Below are 14279 nucleotides of genomic sequence, written 5' to 3' on the forward strand. Positions count from 1 at the left end.
ATCAAGTGGCGAGGGCCTGCAGGAAATCGCCGACCTTTTCGGCGATCATCGTGCTGACGCGGGTGTTGGATTCGCGCGTGACACCGGCTACGTGCGGCGTGAGGATCAGGTTGCGAAGGCCGGCCAGCGGCGAGCCGGCGGCGAGCGGTTCGTGCTCGAATACATCGAGTGCGGCGCCGCCGAGCTGGCCGTTGCGTAGTGCCGCGGCCAGTGCCGGTTCGTCGATCACGCCGCCGCGCGCGGTGTTCACCAGCACCGCCCCGAAGCGCATCAGCGCCAGTTTTCCGGCGTCGATCAGGTGGTGTGTCTGCGGGGTCAACGGAACGTGCAGGCTGACGACGTCGGATTCGGCGAGCAGCGCGTCGAGTTCGCGCCGCGCCGCGCCGGTCTGCGCCCACATCGGGGAATGGAGCTCGACCATCGGGTCGTGAGCCAGCACACGCATGCCCAGCGCAACGGCCAGGCGCGCCGTGCAGCGCCCGATGTCGCCGAAGCCGACCAGACCAAGGGTCTTGCCGGCGATTTCGCGTCCTTCGGACAGGTGCGCGCGCGGCCAGGCGCCGGCGGCCACCTCGGCGCTGGACAGATAGGCGCCGCGCAGAAGCAGCATGGCCGTAGCAATCACGTATTCGGCCACCGCCCGCGCATTGGCGCCGGAGGCGGGAATGACTTGGATGTCGCGCGCGGCACAGGCCGTCAGATCGATGTTGTCCAGCCCGACGCCGAGCCGGCCGACCACGCGCAACTGCGGCGTCGCCGCCAGCAGTTCGGCATCGACGCGGGTGCGATTGCGCACGATCAACGCGTCGGCCGCGTGCAACCGCGACAACAGCGCGGCGCGGTCGTCGACCAGCTGCGGCGCGTAGGCGACCTCGAAGCGGGTACGCAGCTTCGCAACGGCCTGCTGATCCATGAATTCGCTGACGACGATCCTCATCTGGCTTGCTTCTCGATCAGGACAGGGCCAACGGTCGCGCGCTGTTCACGCCTGCATGCCCCACTTGCGTACGCTGTGGCGCTCGATGGTGCGGAAAATGAGGTTTTCGACGATCAATCCGATGATGATGATGGTCAGCAGCCCGGCGAACACCTTAGAGATTTGCAAAATGTTACTGTTTTCGTAGATATACCAACCAAGGCCACCCGAGCCGGAGCTGACGCCGAACACCAGCTCGGAGGCGATCAACGTGCGCCAGGCAAAGGCCCAGCCCACTTTCAGCCCTGTGAGAATGCTGGGGAACGCCGCTGGAATTAGGATCTTGGCGATGTACGGAAAGCCCCTGAGCCCGTAATTGCGCCCGACCATGCGCAGCGTGTTGGAAACCGACAGAAAACCTGACTGTGTGTTCAGCGCCACCGCCCAGACCACCGAGTGCACCAGCACGAAAATCAAGCTGCCGTTGCCCAGGCCGAACCAGATCAGCGCAATCGGCAGCAGTGCGATGGCCGGCAACGGGTTGAACATCGCCGTCAAGGTCTCGAGAAAATCAGCGCCCACACGCGTGGTCACTGCAAAGGTGGTCAGCACCGCGGCGAAGGCTACGCCTAGCGTATAGCCGATAAGCAAGATCTGGAGAGAGGTCCAGATCTTGATCAAGAGTTCGCCGCTGACGATGCCCTTGACGAAGGCGAGAATGGTCGATGAGAAAGTCGGAAACAGCAGGCTGTTGTTGATCAGGCGCGCGCCGATTTCCCATGCGATGGCCAGCAGGATGACGATGACCGTTTTGCGCACCGTGGCGCTGTTGTAGCAGGTCTCGAAGCGCGACAGAGGTTTTTCGACGACACCGAAGCTCGCCGAATCGGTGGGCTCCCGATAGATCTCGGGACGCGGCAGTTGCAGGCTGTCGCTTTCAGGCATGCTGGGCCTCCTGGTTCATGTTCTCGCCCGCGAAGAGCAGGTCGTTGATCTTCGCTTCGAGGCGGCTGGCTTCCTCGCGGTCGGTGCTGTCGCGCGCGCGACCCTCGAGTTCGGCGCGGACCTGGCCCGGGTGTGGGGACAGCAGCAGGATGCGGTTGCCGAGTTTGATCGCCTCGGGAATCGAGTGGGTGACGAAAATGACCGTGAAATGGGTGTCATCCCACAGTTGCAGGAGTTCGTCCTGCATCTTGCGCCGGGTCAGCGCGTCGAGCGCGGCGTAGGGCTCATCCATGAGCAGCACGTCGGGTTCCATCGCCATGCCGCGAGCGATGGCCACGCGCTGTTTCATGCCTCCGGACAGCATGTGGGGATAGTGGTTGGCGAACTTCATCAGGCCGACCATCTCCAGGTAGAACATCACCTTGTCTTCGGCCGCGCGCCCCTTCCATTTTCCGGATGACAGCAGCGGGAACATGACGTTCTGCTTGACGGTCTTCCAAGGCAGGAGTTGGTCAAACTCCTGGAAAACCATCATGCGGTCGTAGCCCGGTTTGGAGATCGCCGCCCCCTTCAGCATGATTTCCCCCTCCGAGGGCGTGAGAAACCCCCCGATGGCCTTGAGCAGGGTGGACTTGCCGCAGCCCGAAGGCCCGAGCACGATGTAGCGGTCGGACTTGTGGACCTGGAAATCGACCCTATAGGTCGCAGTTACAAGGTGGCTTTGAGTCTTGTATTGCAGCGTCACCCCCCGCACGTCCAGCAGCACCTGCGGGTTCGGACTCACCGATGGATTCATGGTCACTACACAAACTCCTCAGGCACGGGAAACGCTGCCGGAATCAGTCGAAGCAAAAGCAAGCCCTGCAGCGGCTCAGCTGCCGGGAAGGTTGTCCACGTTCGGGAAGAACAGATCCTTCCACGACTGCGGAACAGCCTTGATAGTCCCGACTTTGTGCATGAATCGCACATATTTCATCACGTGCTGGGGCGTGGTCGTGTAGTCCATCTGCGGATTCTGTAGCATGTTCAGGATGAACCCGACCTTGTCCTTGGTGTCGTGGGTCGATTTCAGGTACTGCTCGGCAGCCCATTTCTTGTCATGGTTGATCTCGCTGATCGCCTGCCTAAGAGCGGCATAGAACGCGGCGTAGATTTTTGGGTTTTCTTTGTAAAACTTGGACGTAGTCCACACCAGGTTGAACGACGCTGGCCCGCCCAGGACTGTGTACGAGTTCAGTATCGTGTGGACATGAGGCATCGTCAGTTCCTGGTACTGGAACGGAGGCGCGCCGAAGTGCGCAGTGATTGCCCCGCTGGCCAGCGCCGCCATCGCAGCAGGGTGACTCATCGATACTGTGAGCGCGTCGAGCTTGTGTTCCTGGCCAGGGCCAAAAATTTGCTCGGCTGCCATTTGCAGTGTCACGGCTTGGATCGAGACTTTGACCGCTGGTAACCCGATCTTGTCCTTGCTCGTGAAATCCTTGATGGACTTGACATTCGGATCGGAGGTGTTTAGGTACAACGGCATGGAATTGAGCGCGGCTACACCTTTAATCCTGTAGTTGTCGCGGGTACGAGCCCAGGCAATGACCATCGGCGCCACACCGCCGGAGGCGAACTGCAGGCTATCCGACAGAAGCGCTGTGTTCATCACGTTGCCTCCAGCGAACTGCACCCACTTGACCTTTAAGTCCTTGATGCCCCGCGCGGCAGCTTGCTTCTGGATTAGGTTCTGCTCCTGCATGACGATCAGCGGCAAATAGCTGATGCCGAATTCGCGTGCAACTGATATCTCGTTAACCTCGGCGCTGGCTGTCGCAGAAGTGGCCAGCAGGACTCCGGCCAACAGAGTGGCTCCGATCAGATGCTTTTTCATGGTGTCTCCTCATGAATGTCAGGCGATGATGTTGGGCGATGTGGTATCGCTCCCCGTTGCGCGCCTTCACAGTCCTCTGTTGCAGGCGCTGGTTAAACCCCGGCACGATGAATGGTCCGCGCCGGGCGCAACCTCCTTGTGATTGCCAGCGGCAATGATCGACACGTTCATGCGCTTTCGTACAGACGGGTCAACACGAATTCACGGTGGCCCAGCGCTTCGGCCGCGGTCAGGCGTCCGTTGGCGGTGCGCAAAAGGCATTCCAGCGCCTTGTCGCCAGCCTGGTCGAGGTTGATCTCGCGCTGCAACAGCCCCGAGACATCGACGTCGATGTGCTCGTTCATCAGGCGCACCGTGCGCGGGTTGGCGCATAGCTTGATCACCGGCAAGATCGGGTTGCCGATCACGTTTCCCTGGCCCGTCGGAAAAAAATGCGCCACATAGCCCGAAGCGGCGCACAGTGTGACCATCTCGGCCGCGGCTGACGATGAATCCATGAACCACAGCCCCGAATGGGTCGGCACCTCGGCTTTGTCGAGCACTCCGTCAACGCGGCATTGCTTGCCGATCTTCTGGATGTTGCCCAGCGCCTTTTCCTCGATCGTCGTCAGCCCGCCGGCAATATTTCCCTTGGTCGGTTGGCTATCCGACAGATCGCTCGTCTTATGCCGATTGATCATGTCCTGGTAACGGTTGAACATGAACATGAAGCGCTCGCGCACCTGATCGTTGGCGCAGCGTGCCGCCACGATGCTCTCACCGCCAGTAATCTCAGAGGTTTCGCCGAACACCAAAGTGTTGCCCAGTTCGTAGAGCTTGTCGAAGGCGTTGCCCACGGTCGGGTTGGCGCCACAGCCCGAGGTGGTGTCGCTTTCGCCGCATTTGGTCGACACCCACAGTTCGCTCAATGGGCAGGGCTCGCGCTGTTTCTCACTGGCCCATTGCACATACCCGCGCGCGGCCTGGCTGGCGCGCTTGATGGTGTCATGGTCGCCGTGGCCCTCGATGCCGAAGCCAACCACCGGCTTGCCCGTCGCGGCGATGCCGTCGACCACCTTCTTCGTCCAGCCGTCCTCAATGCCGATGACCACCACGGCCGCGACGTTGGGGTTGCATCCTGTGCCGATCAGCGTGCGGAAATGCAACTCCAGGTCGGCACCGAACTGCAGGCGGCCGTATGGGTGGGGAATCGCCATCGTGCCCTTGATGTTGTGGGCCACGGCCTCGGCGGCGGCGTTGGATAGATCATCCAGGGGAAGAATGATGACATGGTTGCGTACACCCACCCGGCCGTTTTCACGGCGATAACCCAGGATCGTGGTGTCTTTGGAAATGGTTGGCATTGGCTTTCCTCTAGGAGACTGTCGGACTTTGCGGTCTTCCGGATGAAGACGCTATCCGAGACAATTGCTGCTGCACAACCGAGAGCCCGAGCCGATGAGCCGCTTCGTCCCTGTTGACCGAGACACCGCATATCTGTTGCCACCGTCGGTGGACGAATGGCTGCCCACTGATCACTTGGCGCGCTTCGTGGTCGAAGTCATCGAGCAGCTTGATCTGGGCGATCTGGCCCGACAGTACGCAGGCCGGGGCTCGGCGGCGCACCATCCGGCGGTGCTGCTGGGCCTGCTGATCTACGGCTACGCCAACGGCGTGCACTCCAGCCGCAAGATCGAGCGGGCGACCTACGACTCGGTGGCGTTCCGCTTTGTTGCGGCCAATACCCACCCCGATCACGACACGCTGGCGACGTTCCGCCGCCGCTTCTTGAAGGAGGTGGAGGCACTGTTCGTGCAGGTGCTGGTTCTGGCGCGCGAGATGAAGCTGCTCAAGCTCGGACACATCGCGCTGGATGGCACCAAGATCGACGCCAACGCCAGCAAGCACAAGGCCTTGTCGTGGGCTCATGCCAACAAGATCGAGGCGCAGCTGCGCCAGGAAGTACAAACGCTGCTGGCGCTGGCAGAGAACAGCGACCGCGCGACGGTACCCGACGGCATGGATGTGCCGGCGGAGATCGCCCTGCGTGCAGATCGCTTGAGCGCAATCGCGCAGGCCAAGGCCAAGATCGAGCAGCGCGCCAGCGAACGCCATCAGGTCGAGCAGCAGGAGTACGAGGCCAAGACCGCCAAGCGCCAAGCCCAGCGCGAGGCGGGCAAGAAGCCGCGCGGCAAGGACCCTGAGCCGCCAGAGGCCGGCCCCCGGAGCAGCGATCAGGTCAACCTCACGGATGAAGAGTCGCGCATCATGCCCGTGTCGGGTGGGGGCTTCGAGCAAAGCTACAACGCACAAGCCGGCGTGGACATCGCGACGATGATGGTGATCACCCAGCATGTGAGCCAGGCATCCAACGACAAGCGCGAAGTTGTGCCTACGCTGCAGCAGATCCAAGCGTTACCCGCGGTGCTGGGCGAGGTGCACACGCTCATCACGGACAACGGCTTCTTCAGCCAAGCCAACGTGATCGCGTGCAACGACGCGGGTATCGAGCCGCTGCTGGCGCTCAAGCGGGAGTCGCATCACACGCCGGTGATGGGGCGCTTTGCACCCGATGTGCCCGAGCCCCAGACGACGGATCCGCTCGTGCAGATGGCACACCGCCTGGGCACGCAAGCAGGCCGAGCCCTGTACGGCCTGCGCAAGCAGACAGTGGAGCCGGTGTTCGGCATCATCAAGCAAGTGATGGGTTGGCGCCAGATGAGCATGCGCGGGCTGGCCAAGGCACAAGGCGAATGGAGCTTGGTGACCATGGCTTGGAACATCAAGCGCATGCACGTCCTGCGAGCCGCGTGAGGGCAATAGTGCGCCCCGACCACGCCAAAACCGAGTCCCCAGGCCGCCCCATGTGCCCTCACAGTGTCTCGCCAACCATCGAGAGCGTTCGATCAGCGCGCCGCTGTCAAAAAAAACGCGTCGCACTGATCAATCGGATTCGCTCGGGTTCAAGTCCGACAGCCTCCTAGGGCTTGTCAGAAGTTCCGGGAGCGTCGAACGGATTGGCGCAATGTGCCGGCAGCGGGGCTATCCCATGCTGTGCCCGGGCCGGCGCGCAAGTCGACGCGGCATGGCGCACATGACGGCTGCTTACCAGCGCTTGGTCTTGATGTTGTGGACATGCGCGTGCTCGCCGGCATGGATCGGGGCGACGACCTTGCCGATATCGACGGCGTATTTCCAGACGGTGTCGCCAACGGCCATGTCCTTGAGCGCGACCTTGTGGCCGATCGGGATGTCTTGCGCCGCCTTGACGCCGGTCATGCGGTCTTCATCCATGATCCAGCCATTGAGTTCCATGCCTGCCTTGACGCCCTCAACGACGACGACGGCAACGGAATCCTTGGAATCGTGCAGTACGAAGTGAATCATTCTGTCTCCTTGGGATGTATGTGCCTCGGGCTCGCGCCCACACTGCTTCGTGCCAGCATACGCATGCATATCATCTAAGTCAACTAGATGACCTAGATGTATTCCCGGGTAAAATAGAACCGAATGTTTCGGGCTATGGCGTGCCCGGCCTTGCCACCCAGCACAAAACGAACGAGTCGCGATGACAGACGAAATCTCAACGGGAATGTCTCCGGGCACACACCTGTACAAAGAGGTGAAGCACAAGATCACCGAATCGCTGCGCACCGGGGAGTGGAAGCCTGGCGAGGTCATCCCCTCGGAAAAAAAGCTCGGCGAGCGCTTCTCCGTGAGCATCGGCACGGTGCGCAAGGCGGTCGACGAGCTCACTGCGGAGAACGTGCTGATCCGCCACCAGGGGCGCGGGACCTTCGTCGCCTCGCATGGTCGAGGACGGTACTTTTTTTCGTTTTTCCATATCGTGCGCCAGGATGGGCATCGCGAATTCCCCACCGTCGAACTCGTCGAGTTCGACAGGCGTCAGGCTGATGCGAAAACGGCCGCCGTCCTGGGCATCGGTGTCGGCGACAAAGTCCTGTGCTTCACCAACAGGCTCAGCCTGCAGGGCGACCCAGTCATCCTGGATCAAATCATCGTGCCCGCCGCGCTGTTCAAGACCCTGACCGAGCGCACGCTGCGTGAGCGTCGCTCCACCATCTACCAGCTTTACCAGGAACAGGCCGGCATCAGTGTGATCCGGACCGCAGACCGCGTTCGCGCGACCAAGGCGGATTCCGGCAAGGCGCGGCTGTTGCGGGTGCCAACGGGACACCCGCTTCTGTTGGTGGTGCGCGTGGCCCATTCATTCAAGGACCGGCCGGTCGAATTGCGCCACTCTTACGTCAACACCGACCGTTACGAATACGCCGTCGACCTGATCGGTGACCAGCTCTAGCCCATGGCGGCAACGGCCGCCGTAGAGTGACTGCGGCCAAATCTCCCGCCGTCAGATGCCGTCCCTTCCGTTTCGTGAGGTGAATCGGCCATGCAGTCTTTCAGCTTCCGTGCAACCTATCCGTCAATCCGGCAGCCGGTGTTCGCGCGTAACGTGGTGGCCACCGCACAGCCGGGCTTTGCCGCAGCCTTCATGCCCGATGGCCGTGCCCCCGAGATCGGCGAAACTTGGCGGTTTCCTGCAGCGGCGCGCGCACTGCAGCCATTGGCATGAGCAGCGGGGAAGCCTTCTATCGCGGGGAGATCGCAGAAGCGCTGGCGCGACACTCTGCCGCCTATGGGGGCGCCATGAGTCGCGACGCTCTGGGGGGATCTCATTCCAGAACCGCGGCCACGCTTTTTCGCTGCAGCCCGGACCCAATGTGGTCGCACCGGGCAGGCGCCCGTTCCACACCATCATCCCCGGTTTTGTGACTAAGGGGGATCTGGCCGTGATGGCCTTCGGGGTCATGGGCGTCACAACATGCAGCCGCAAGGTCGTGTACAGACCCTCGCACGCATGCTGGCCTGGGGCCAGAACCCGCAGAGGCAATGCGTTAGAAAATGTCACGGGCCTGTGTGATGGGGCACGACGGTCGTCAGCGAAACGCTCAATTGGTAGACATCAGGACGCAGAAAATGCGTCGTCATCTCGATAGGCGCCCCGGACTTATCTCGCGAGATTCGGTCGAGGACGAGTAGGAAGCTGCTTTGCGACAGGCCTAAGAGCCGGCTGATACTTGCTGATGGCTGTTGGCAGCTCACCAGATTGTCTGCCCTTGTCACCTGCAAACCAAGCTTGGCCTGAAGCACTTCGTAGATCGGCGTCGACTCGAAGTCCGCGCGGCTGAGGTGGCGGCCAATCTCGCATGGCACTCTGACCCGCGTCAACGCATGCGGAATGCCCCGTGATCGGTACAGCCTCAGAAAGGTGAACACCGGCCTTTCCCAAGCATCGAGTTCAGGTGGCAAGTCCGGTGATTCTTCCCAAAAAGAATCAATGACTTCAGTATGCAGGTCGGCGCCGACTTGACGAAACGTCTCGAAAAAGGGGGCTAGGCGATCTAGCGAGTGAACAATTTTTGGAACCGGCTGCGAGACAAAGGTGCCCTTGCCCCGCCTTCTGAAAAGAACCCCTTCATCCACCAAACGTTGCACCGCCTTGCGTACCGTGGAACGGCTCACCGCATAACGCTGCATGAGGGCGTCATCCGTCTGCAACTGCATGCCTGGCTGGTTATGCGATGCGATGTAGTCGCGAAGACGATCGGCGATCTGCTCGTAGAGCGCATGAGCGCTATCGCGTTGGAGTGCGCCTACGTCGATTCCCTGCGCTGTCGTCGATGTCTTCGCTCGACGTGCGGCGGCGGTTGAGTGCGGCATAAAGCGATATCTCCCTAGAAGACGTTGGTGCGACCATCAATTGACACACCATAAAAAGTATGTCAATGTATGCATACAAGTACAGCTAATTCAAATTGGATGGGTACGGTGTTGCCAACAAATCAAAGTATTGTCTCGTACCCCGGCCTCTTGCGGTCTCATCCCGGTCAGGCAATCGAGCAGCAGGTTCGCAGCGGTGGGGAACATGCCCGCGTGTGTAGCCTTGTCTCCTGCAGAGACGCCAACCACGACCAAGTCGGACAGTCCGCGAGCACGGGACTGGCTTTCCCCATCGCGCGCGTGACGAGGCGCGTAAGCACGGATTCGAGAGGCCGCCGATGCGGCGCGCTCGTGCGTGTGTTTGGGCTTTGGCGCAAGGTCAACTCGCATGGGCTAAAGAGCGCACCTGACGTTATCGCCAATACCGCCTCGGCCCATCAGACGAGCGTTCTGCCCGACATCGCCACGAATCCCAGTGCCACACAAACCAGGGCGCTTATCCGATATGGGAGGCGTGACGCGGGCACACCGCGGGCTCGTGCCCGCGCGCCGATGCCCACTGACCTGGCCGCAAAGGCGCACGAATGGTGCAGACAACGTTTTTGCCTGGGTCGTCTGCGCAGGTCGCATGTGGCGCCAGTCTTTGCGCGCGCTCAGAGTGCCAAACAAGGCCCCATGTATGACAGCGTATTCCTGAACAGCGTGTGGCATATACCTCGAAGCCGACCACCCCCCAAGCAGCGCGCGGACGAAATCTCGAGGCTCGCTTGCATCGAGCGGCGCGGTCCGCGTGAGGCGGCAACAAGTCATCACAACAATTTTGATGAAGCACGGAGAACACTATGAGACTGACCCCTGAAGAACAGGGCATGCTAGATGGCAAGAACGGCGAGGCAGTACGAGAGGCCCTTGAATACCAGTTGGAGATCGGGAAATTCTGGGGTGCCGAACGATTCGTCAAGATTACAAATGCCCACATGATGGGCGATATCGAAGTGATGGGAGATGCGGGTCTCGGTTTCATGAAGCGCGCGTGCGAACACCATACACGATGCAGCGTCCCAATCACCACCAACGCCCGGTGCATGGATTTTCCTTACGTCGACAAGCTCGGCCAACACCAGGCCGAGGCGGTGAAGGAAAAGCAAATCATCCAATATCTGCGCAAAATGAATGTATGCACCAGCGATACGTGCATCAACTATCAAACCGTCTATCAGCCGCACATCGGGGAGCATGTGGCGTGGGGTGACACCGGCACGGTCATTTATGCCAATTCCGTATTTGGCGCGCGTACCAATTTCGAAGGAGGGCCATCAGCGCTCGCTGCCGCAGTCACTGGCCGCACGCCTGAATATGGCTTTCATTTGGAACGTCATCGCAAGGGAACGATCAGCGTGCGTCTGGACGCGCAGCTTAATGATCTTGCCGACTGGGGGGCGATCGGAAAAATCGTCGGCGAGAAACATCCAAATTATTACGCAGTCCCTGTTTTCCATGGCATGCGACGCGCGCCCGTTGCCGACGAGCTGAAACATCTCGGTTGTGCCTTGGCCAGCTACGGATCGATGGCAATGTTCCACATGGTCGGCGTAACCCCAGAGGCGCCAACGTTGGAAGCAGCGTTCGGAACGAATGCGCCTGCCGAAGAAATGGTCATCACAGACAGCGATTTGGCGCGCGTCTACGCAAGTTACAGCTTGGGCGATCGGAGTGCCAATCTGGTGGTGTTTTCGGGACCGCAACTGTCGTTGTTTGAGATGAAGGACATCTCCCAGAGATTCGCGGGGCGTCATGTCCATCCCGGGACGCAAGTCTTCGTCACAACCGCGGCATCCGTCAAAGCATCAGCTCGTGAGCTGGGCTACCTCAAAGATCTGGAAGACGCGGGAGTGACCGTGCTCGAAGGTGTGTGCTTCTACATCCTCGAAAACCTCTCAGAAATGCGTGTCAAAAACCAATGGACCAACATGATTTCGAATTCGGCAAAGATCGTCAACATCATCGGAGCACATCGCTTCAACACCATTCTGCGCGAGACACAGGCCTGCGTGGATATCGCGTGTACGGGAAAACTGGTCTGAGGACGCCATGATGAAAGGCCAACATGACTCAATTACCGTCAAGCGTGCCTTCGGCCCAGTGGTTGAAGGCGAAGCGGTTATTTCCGAAGAGGGTTTTTCACCCCGCTACGACCTCGATCGATGGACCGGCATAATCACAAAGCCAGGCCATAAACTCGAAGGAACGAATATCAAGGACAAAATCTGTTTTTTCCCGACGGCAAAAGGTGGAATTGCCGCTGGCTGGGCCTTTTACGATATCAAAAACAAAGGCATCGCGCCACGCGCATTCATCTTTGGGGTCACAAATCCTGTCATGGTGCAAGGCGCAATATTCGCCAACATCACAATCACCGAAGGATGGTCGCAACATCCGGCTCAGATTATCCATACGGGAGATTGGGTGCGTGTCGATCCTGGGCGCAAAATAATAGAAGTCTTGCGTCGTTCCACAGAGTCGTGACACGGTTAAAGTTGGAGGCGAAATAACCCAACCAATAACTATTAACCGTAGCTCGCGCCACACGGCCTGGCATGGGTGTTATGAGCATGGCGCAAAAGCAGTTTCAGGTGAGATTCGAAACAGCCTATCAATCGATATGTTTCTAGGAGGGGACAATGAGCGTAACACCAAGCACAGAGAGCGGCACGACACAGTCGCGATTAATGGTGCGCCAGCGGGCGCAGATCTATCCCTGGATCATTGTGGGGATGGGGGCAATGGTTTTCATGAGCAATTATACCGACAAGACATTGATGTCGGTTGTCGCACCGCATTTAATGGCCGATCTAAATGTGAGCAAAATCGCGATGGGCTGGATTTTTTCCGCATTTGCGATCACTTATACCTTGCTGCAACCATTGCTGGCATATCTATCCGACATTTTTGGGGCGAGGCGCTCTGTAGGATTGATGGTGCTTTGGTATGGCGCCTTCACCATTCTTAGCGGCGTTACGGCTCTGAACATCGGGCAACTGGCGTGGATGCGAGCGGCCACCGGGGCCGGGGAGGCTGCATCGATGCCTGCGGCGACGGGCGGTGTTTCTCCCTGGGTGCCCACTGGCAAACGGGCGCTGTCGCAAGGATTGATGCATGCGGCGACGCGACTCGGCGCAGCAATCACCGTACCGATCTCGGTTGCCAGCATCATCGCGTTCGGTATCTCCGGGCCGTTCTGGGTATTCGGTATTGCAACCGTGGCGATTGGCCTTGTGTGGCTCATCGTCTATCGCCCGCCATCGATAAGCCATACTCAGAAAAATCAATTGATCCATGGAAAAAAGCTTTGGAGTGCCGTTCTCAAGAGCAGGAGTATGTGGGCCCTGTGTATTGCAGATTTCTGCTACTTCTACACACTGACGATCTATCTCACTTGGCTACCAACATTTTTGATCAAAGATCACCATTTTACGATGCTGAAGGTCGGTATTTATGGCTTTCTTCCGTTCATAGGTGGCATGATGGGAAGCGTCCTCGGGGGAGCAATGTGCGATCACTTATGTGCGCGCACAGGCAATAAAAAGTTATGGAGGCGCCTCATTCCATCCGTCGGCATGATTTGTTCCGTGTTGCTACTTTTGCCAGCCGTCTATGCGCAAAGCCAGTTTGTAACAATTCTGCTTTTTTCCTGCTCGTTTTTCTTTCTTGACGCCACGATATCTATTTTCTGGGCTATTGCCATGGACATGGGGGGGTCGTATGCATCGACCTCTGCGGGCTGGATGAACACTTGGGCCAACGTCGGTGGAATTATTTCTCCTATCGCGTTTGGCGCTCTTGTGCAGTGGAGCGGAAGTTGGACCTTGCCATTTATCGTGGCGAGCGGGCTCATGGTTATCGGAGCTGGTTTTGTATGGCTGATAGACACTGAGATGCGCCTATCAGACCTTATTGAAGTAGCGCATTGATTTTTGTGTAATCGCCATGAATTGGTATCGTCAATACTGAGTCCATCCTGAAAAATAATGTTTTCAGTCAGCCGGGGGCATTTCGATAAAAGCTGGCGCCCCATACGCCGCCAACCGCATGCACTGCGCGGGCGATTCGGGGGCAAGGAAGCCGCAGCTTCTTCAGGATCAGGCGGATGTTGTGGACGGCGCTGCGAATCACCGCATGCAGGGCGTCGTCCAGGGCGCCCTGGAGCGGATTGCTGGCCAGGCGCCCGTCCGATTGCATGTGGCCGATGGCGGGTTCGATCGTACTGCGCCGCTTGACCATGGCGTGCAATGTTCACGTCAGGCCGCGCTTCTGTCCGGAGCGCAGGATGCAGGATGTGCGCAACTCGATCTCTCGCAAGGCAGGACTTGAAATCAGCAGCTTCGCCCCTACAATTAGCACTCGCATCCAGTGAGTGCTAGCGAAACGCAACTCGCAACCGAGTCAAGCTTCCAAGCACCCCTAGCCAGCCGCTCGCGGTGTGGCATGCGTTTCAACCTCTCGAATTCCATCAACAGGAGCAACACGAATGAATTTGCGTCCCTTGCATGACCGCGTGATCGTCAAGCGCGTGGAACAGGAAACCAAGACCGCTTCGGGCATTTTCATCCCCGACAACGCGGCCGAGAAGCCCGACCAGGGCGAGGTGCTGGCCGTAGGCCCGGGTAAGCGTGACGACAAGGGCACCCTGCAGCCCATGGCCGTGAAGGCCGGCGACCGCGTGCTGTTCGGCAAGTACGCCGGCCAGACCGTGAAGGTGGACGGCGACGAACTGATGGTGATGCGCGAAGACGATCTGATGGCCGTCATCGAGAAGTAAGC

14 protein-coding genes and 2 pseudogenes are annotated in these 14279 nt (G+C 59.4%); 8 read left to right on the top strand and 8 right to left on the bottom strand.

The features are described 5' to 3' along the window. Position 1: 1 nt before the first annotated feature. From THIX_RS02240 to THIX_RS02260, 5 genes are all read right to left on the bottom strand, one after another. Entirely contained in the window at positions 2-937 is a 936-nt protein-coding gene (locus THIX_RS02240; protein ID WP_112484660.1) for a hydroxyacid dehydrogenase, read from the bottom strand. 45 nt (positions 938-982) lie between these two features. Further along, entirely contained in the window at positions 983-1861 is an 879-nt protein-coding gene (locus THIX_RS02245) for an ABC transporter permease (protein ID WP_112484661.1), read from the bottom strand. Further along, positions 1854-2657 carry an ABC transporter ATP-binding protein gene (locus tag THIX_RS02250; protein WP_112484662.1) on the bottom strand — a complete coding sequence of 268 codons (804 nt, stop codon included), beginning with the start codon at positions 2655-2657 and terminating at the stop codon, positions 1854-1856. Before THIX_RS02250 ends, THIX_RS02245 begins: the two co-directional genes overlap by 8 nt. A gap of 75 nt (positions 2658-2732) precedes the next feature. Then, a complete protein-coding gene (locus THIX_RS02255) occupies positions 2733-3737 on the bottom strand; it encodes an ABC transporter substrate-binding protein (RefSeq protein ID WP_112484663.1) in 1005 nt (334 codons plus the stop codon). 167 nt (positions 3738-3904) lie between these two features. Beyond that, positions 3905-5080 (bottom strand): UxaA family hydrolase, encoded by a 1176-nt coding sequence (locus THIX_RS02260; RefSeq protein ID WP_112484664.1) that lies wholly within the window; start codon positions 5078-5080, stop codon positions 3905-3907. A 94-nt stretch (positions 5081-5174) separates the two neighbouring features. Between THIX_RS02260 and THIX_RS02265 the strand changes: the two genes are divergently transcribed. Beyond that, on the top strand, positions 5175-6530 hold the full coding sequence (locus THIX_RS02265; protein ID WP_112484377.1) for an IS1182-like element ISThsp16 family transposase: 1356 nt from the start codon (positions 5175-5177) through the stop codon (positions 6528-6530). 291 nt (positions 6531-6821) lie between these two features. Here the strand turns inward: THIX_RS02265 and THIX_RS02270 are convergent, their stop codons facing one another. Continuing rightward, a complete protein-coding gene (locus tag THIX_RS02270) occupies positions 6822-7103 on the bottom strand; it encodes an SAF domain-containing protein (protein WP_112484665.1) in 282 nt (93 codons plus the stop codon). A 181-nt stretch (positions 7104-7284) separates the two neighbouring features. On the opposite strand from THIX_RS02270, the gene THIX_RS02275 reads away from it, so the two are divergent. The 3 genes and pseudogenes from THIX_RS02275 to THIX_RS23920 all read left to right on the top strand — a co-directional run. Continuing rightward, complete coding sequence (locus tag THIX_RS02275; RefSeq protein ID WP_112484666.1) at positions 7285-8037, top strand: GntR family transcriptional regulator; 753 nt, start codon at positions 7285-7287, stop codon at positions 8035-8037. A 90-nt stretch (positions 8038-8127) separates the two neighbouring features. Beyond that, positions 8128-8310, top strand: coding sequence for a hypothetical protein (locus THIX_RS23915; RefSeq protein ID WP_233224790.1), 183 nt, complete (start codon positions 8128-8130; stop codon positions 8308-8310). Between the two features lie 94 nt (positions 8311-8404). Then, a pseudogene (locus tag THIX_RS23920) lies at positions 8405-8631 on the top strand (gamma-glutamyltransferase); the annotation flags it as partial. A gap of 11 nt (positions 8632-8642) precedes the next feature. On the opposite strand, the gene THIX_RS02285 reads toward THIX_RS23920, so the two are convergent. Further along, on the bottom strand, positions 8643-9458 hold the full coding sequence (locus THIX_RS02285) for a GntR family transcriptional regulator (RefSeq protein WP_112484667.1): 816 nt from the start codon (positions 9456-9458) through the stop codon (positions 8643-8645). Between the two features lie 842 nt (positions 9459-10300). On the opposite strand from THIX_RS02285, the gene THIX_RS02290 reads away from it, so the two are divergent. From THIX_RS02290 to THIX_RS02300, 3 genes are all read left to right on the top strand, one after another. After that, on the top strand, positions 10301-11542 hold the full coding sequence (locus THIX_RS02290; RefSeq protein ID WP_112484668.1) for an aconitase X catalytic domain-containing protein: 1242 nt from the start codon (positions 10301-10303) through the stop codon (positions 11540-11542). Between the two features lie 7 nt (positions 11543-11549). Further along, positions 11550-11984, top strand: coding sequence for an aconitase X swivel domain-containing protein (locus THIX_RS02295; protein WP_233224349.1), 435 nt, complete (start codon positions 11550-11552; stop codon positions 11982-11984). Positions 11985-12139: 155 nt separating this feature from the next. Further along, positions 12140-13429 carry an MFS transporter gene (locus THIX_RS02300; protein ID WP_112484669.1) on the top strand — a complete coding sequence of 430 codons (1290 nt, stop codon included), beginning with the start codon at positions 12140-12142 and terminating at the stop codon, positions 13427-13429. Between the two features lie 67 nt (positions 13430-13496). Here the strand turns inward: THIX_RS02300 and THIX_RS02305 are convergent. After that, positions 13497-13787: pseudogene (locus THIX_RS02305) on the bottom strand (IS5/IS1182 family transposase); the annotation flags it as partial. Between the two features lie 199 nt (positions 13788-13986). Between THIX_RS02305 and groES the strand changes: the two are divergent. Then, positions 13987-14277 (top strand): co-chaperone GroES, encoded by a 291-nt coding sequence (groES, locus tag THIX_RS02310; protein WP_112484670.1) that lies wholly within the window; start codon positions 13987-13989, stop codon positions 14275-14277. Positions 14278-14279 lie beyond the last annotated feature (2 nt).

Source organism: Thiomonas sp. X19, from assembly GCF_900089495.1.
Taxonomy (GTDB): Bacteria; Pseudomonadota; Gammaproteobacteria; order Burkholderiales; family Burkholderiaceae_C; genus Thiomonas_A.

Coding starts and splice junctions, on each gene's coding strand:
- THIX_RS02240 (WP_112484660.1), bottom strand. CDS start 937: ATGAGGATCGTCGTCAGCGAATTCATGGATCAGCAGGCCGTTGCGAAG.
- THIX_RS02245 (WP_112484661.1), bottom strand. CDS start 1,861: ATGCCTGAAAGCGACAGCCTGCAACTGCCGCGTCCCGAGATCTATCGG.
- THIX_RS02250 (WP_112484662.1), bottom strand. CDS start 2,657: ATGAATCCATCGGTGAGTCCGAACCCGCAGGTGCTGCTGGACGTGCGG.
- THIX_RS02255 (WP_112484663.1), bottom strand. CDS start 3,737: ATGAAAAAGCATCTGATCGGAGCCACTCTGTTGGCCGGAGTCCTGCTG.
- THIX_RS02260 (WP_112484664.1), bottom strand. CDS start 5,080: ATGCCAACCATTTCCAAAGACACCACGATCCTGGGTTATCGCCGTGAA.
- THIX_RS02265 (WP_112484377.1), top strand. CDS start 5,175: ATGAGCCGCTTCGTCCCTGTTGACCGAGACACCGCATATCTGTTGCCA.
- THIX_RS02270 (WP_112484665.1), bottom strand. CDS start 7,103: ATGATTCACTTCGTACTGCACGATTCCAAGGATTCCGTTGCCGTCGTC.
- THIX_RS02275 (WP_112484666.1), top strand. CDS start 7,285: ATGACAGACGAAATCTCAACGGGAATGTCTCCGGGCACACACCTGTAC.
- THIX_RS23915 (WP_233224790.1), top strand. CDS start 8,128: ATGCAGTCTTTCAGCTTCCGTGCAACCTATCCGTCAATCCGGCAGCCG.
- THIX_RS02285 (WP_112484667.1), bottom strand. CDS start 9,458: ATGCCGCACTCAACCGCCGCCGCACGTCGAGCGAAGACATCGACGACA.
- THIX_RS02290 (WP_112484668.1), top strand. CDS start 10,301: ATGAGACTGACCCCTGAAGAACAGGGCATGCTAGATGGCAAGAACGGC.
- THIX_RS02295 (WP_233224349.1), top strand. CDS start 11,550: ATGATGAAAGGCCAACATGACTCAATTACCGTCAAGCGTGCCTTCGGC.
- THIX_RS02300 (WP_112484669.1), top strand. CDS start 12,140: ATGAGCGTAACACCAAGCACAGAGAGCGGCACGACACAGTCGCGATTA.
- groES (WP_112484670.1), top strand. CDS start 13,987: ATGAATTTGCGTCCCTTGCATGACCGCGTGATCGTCAAGCGCGTGGAA.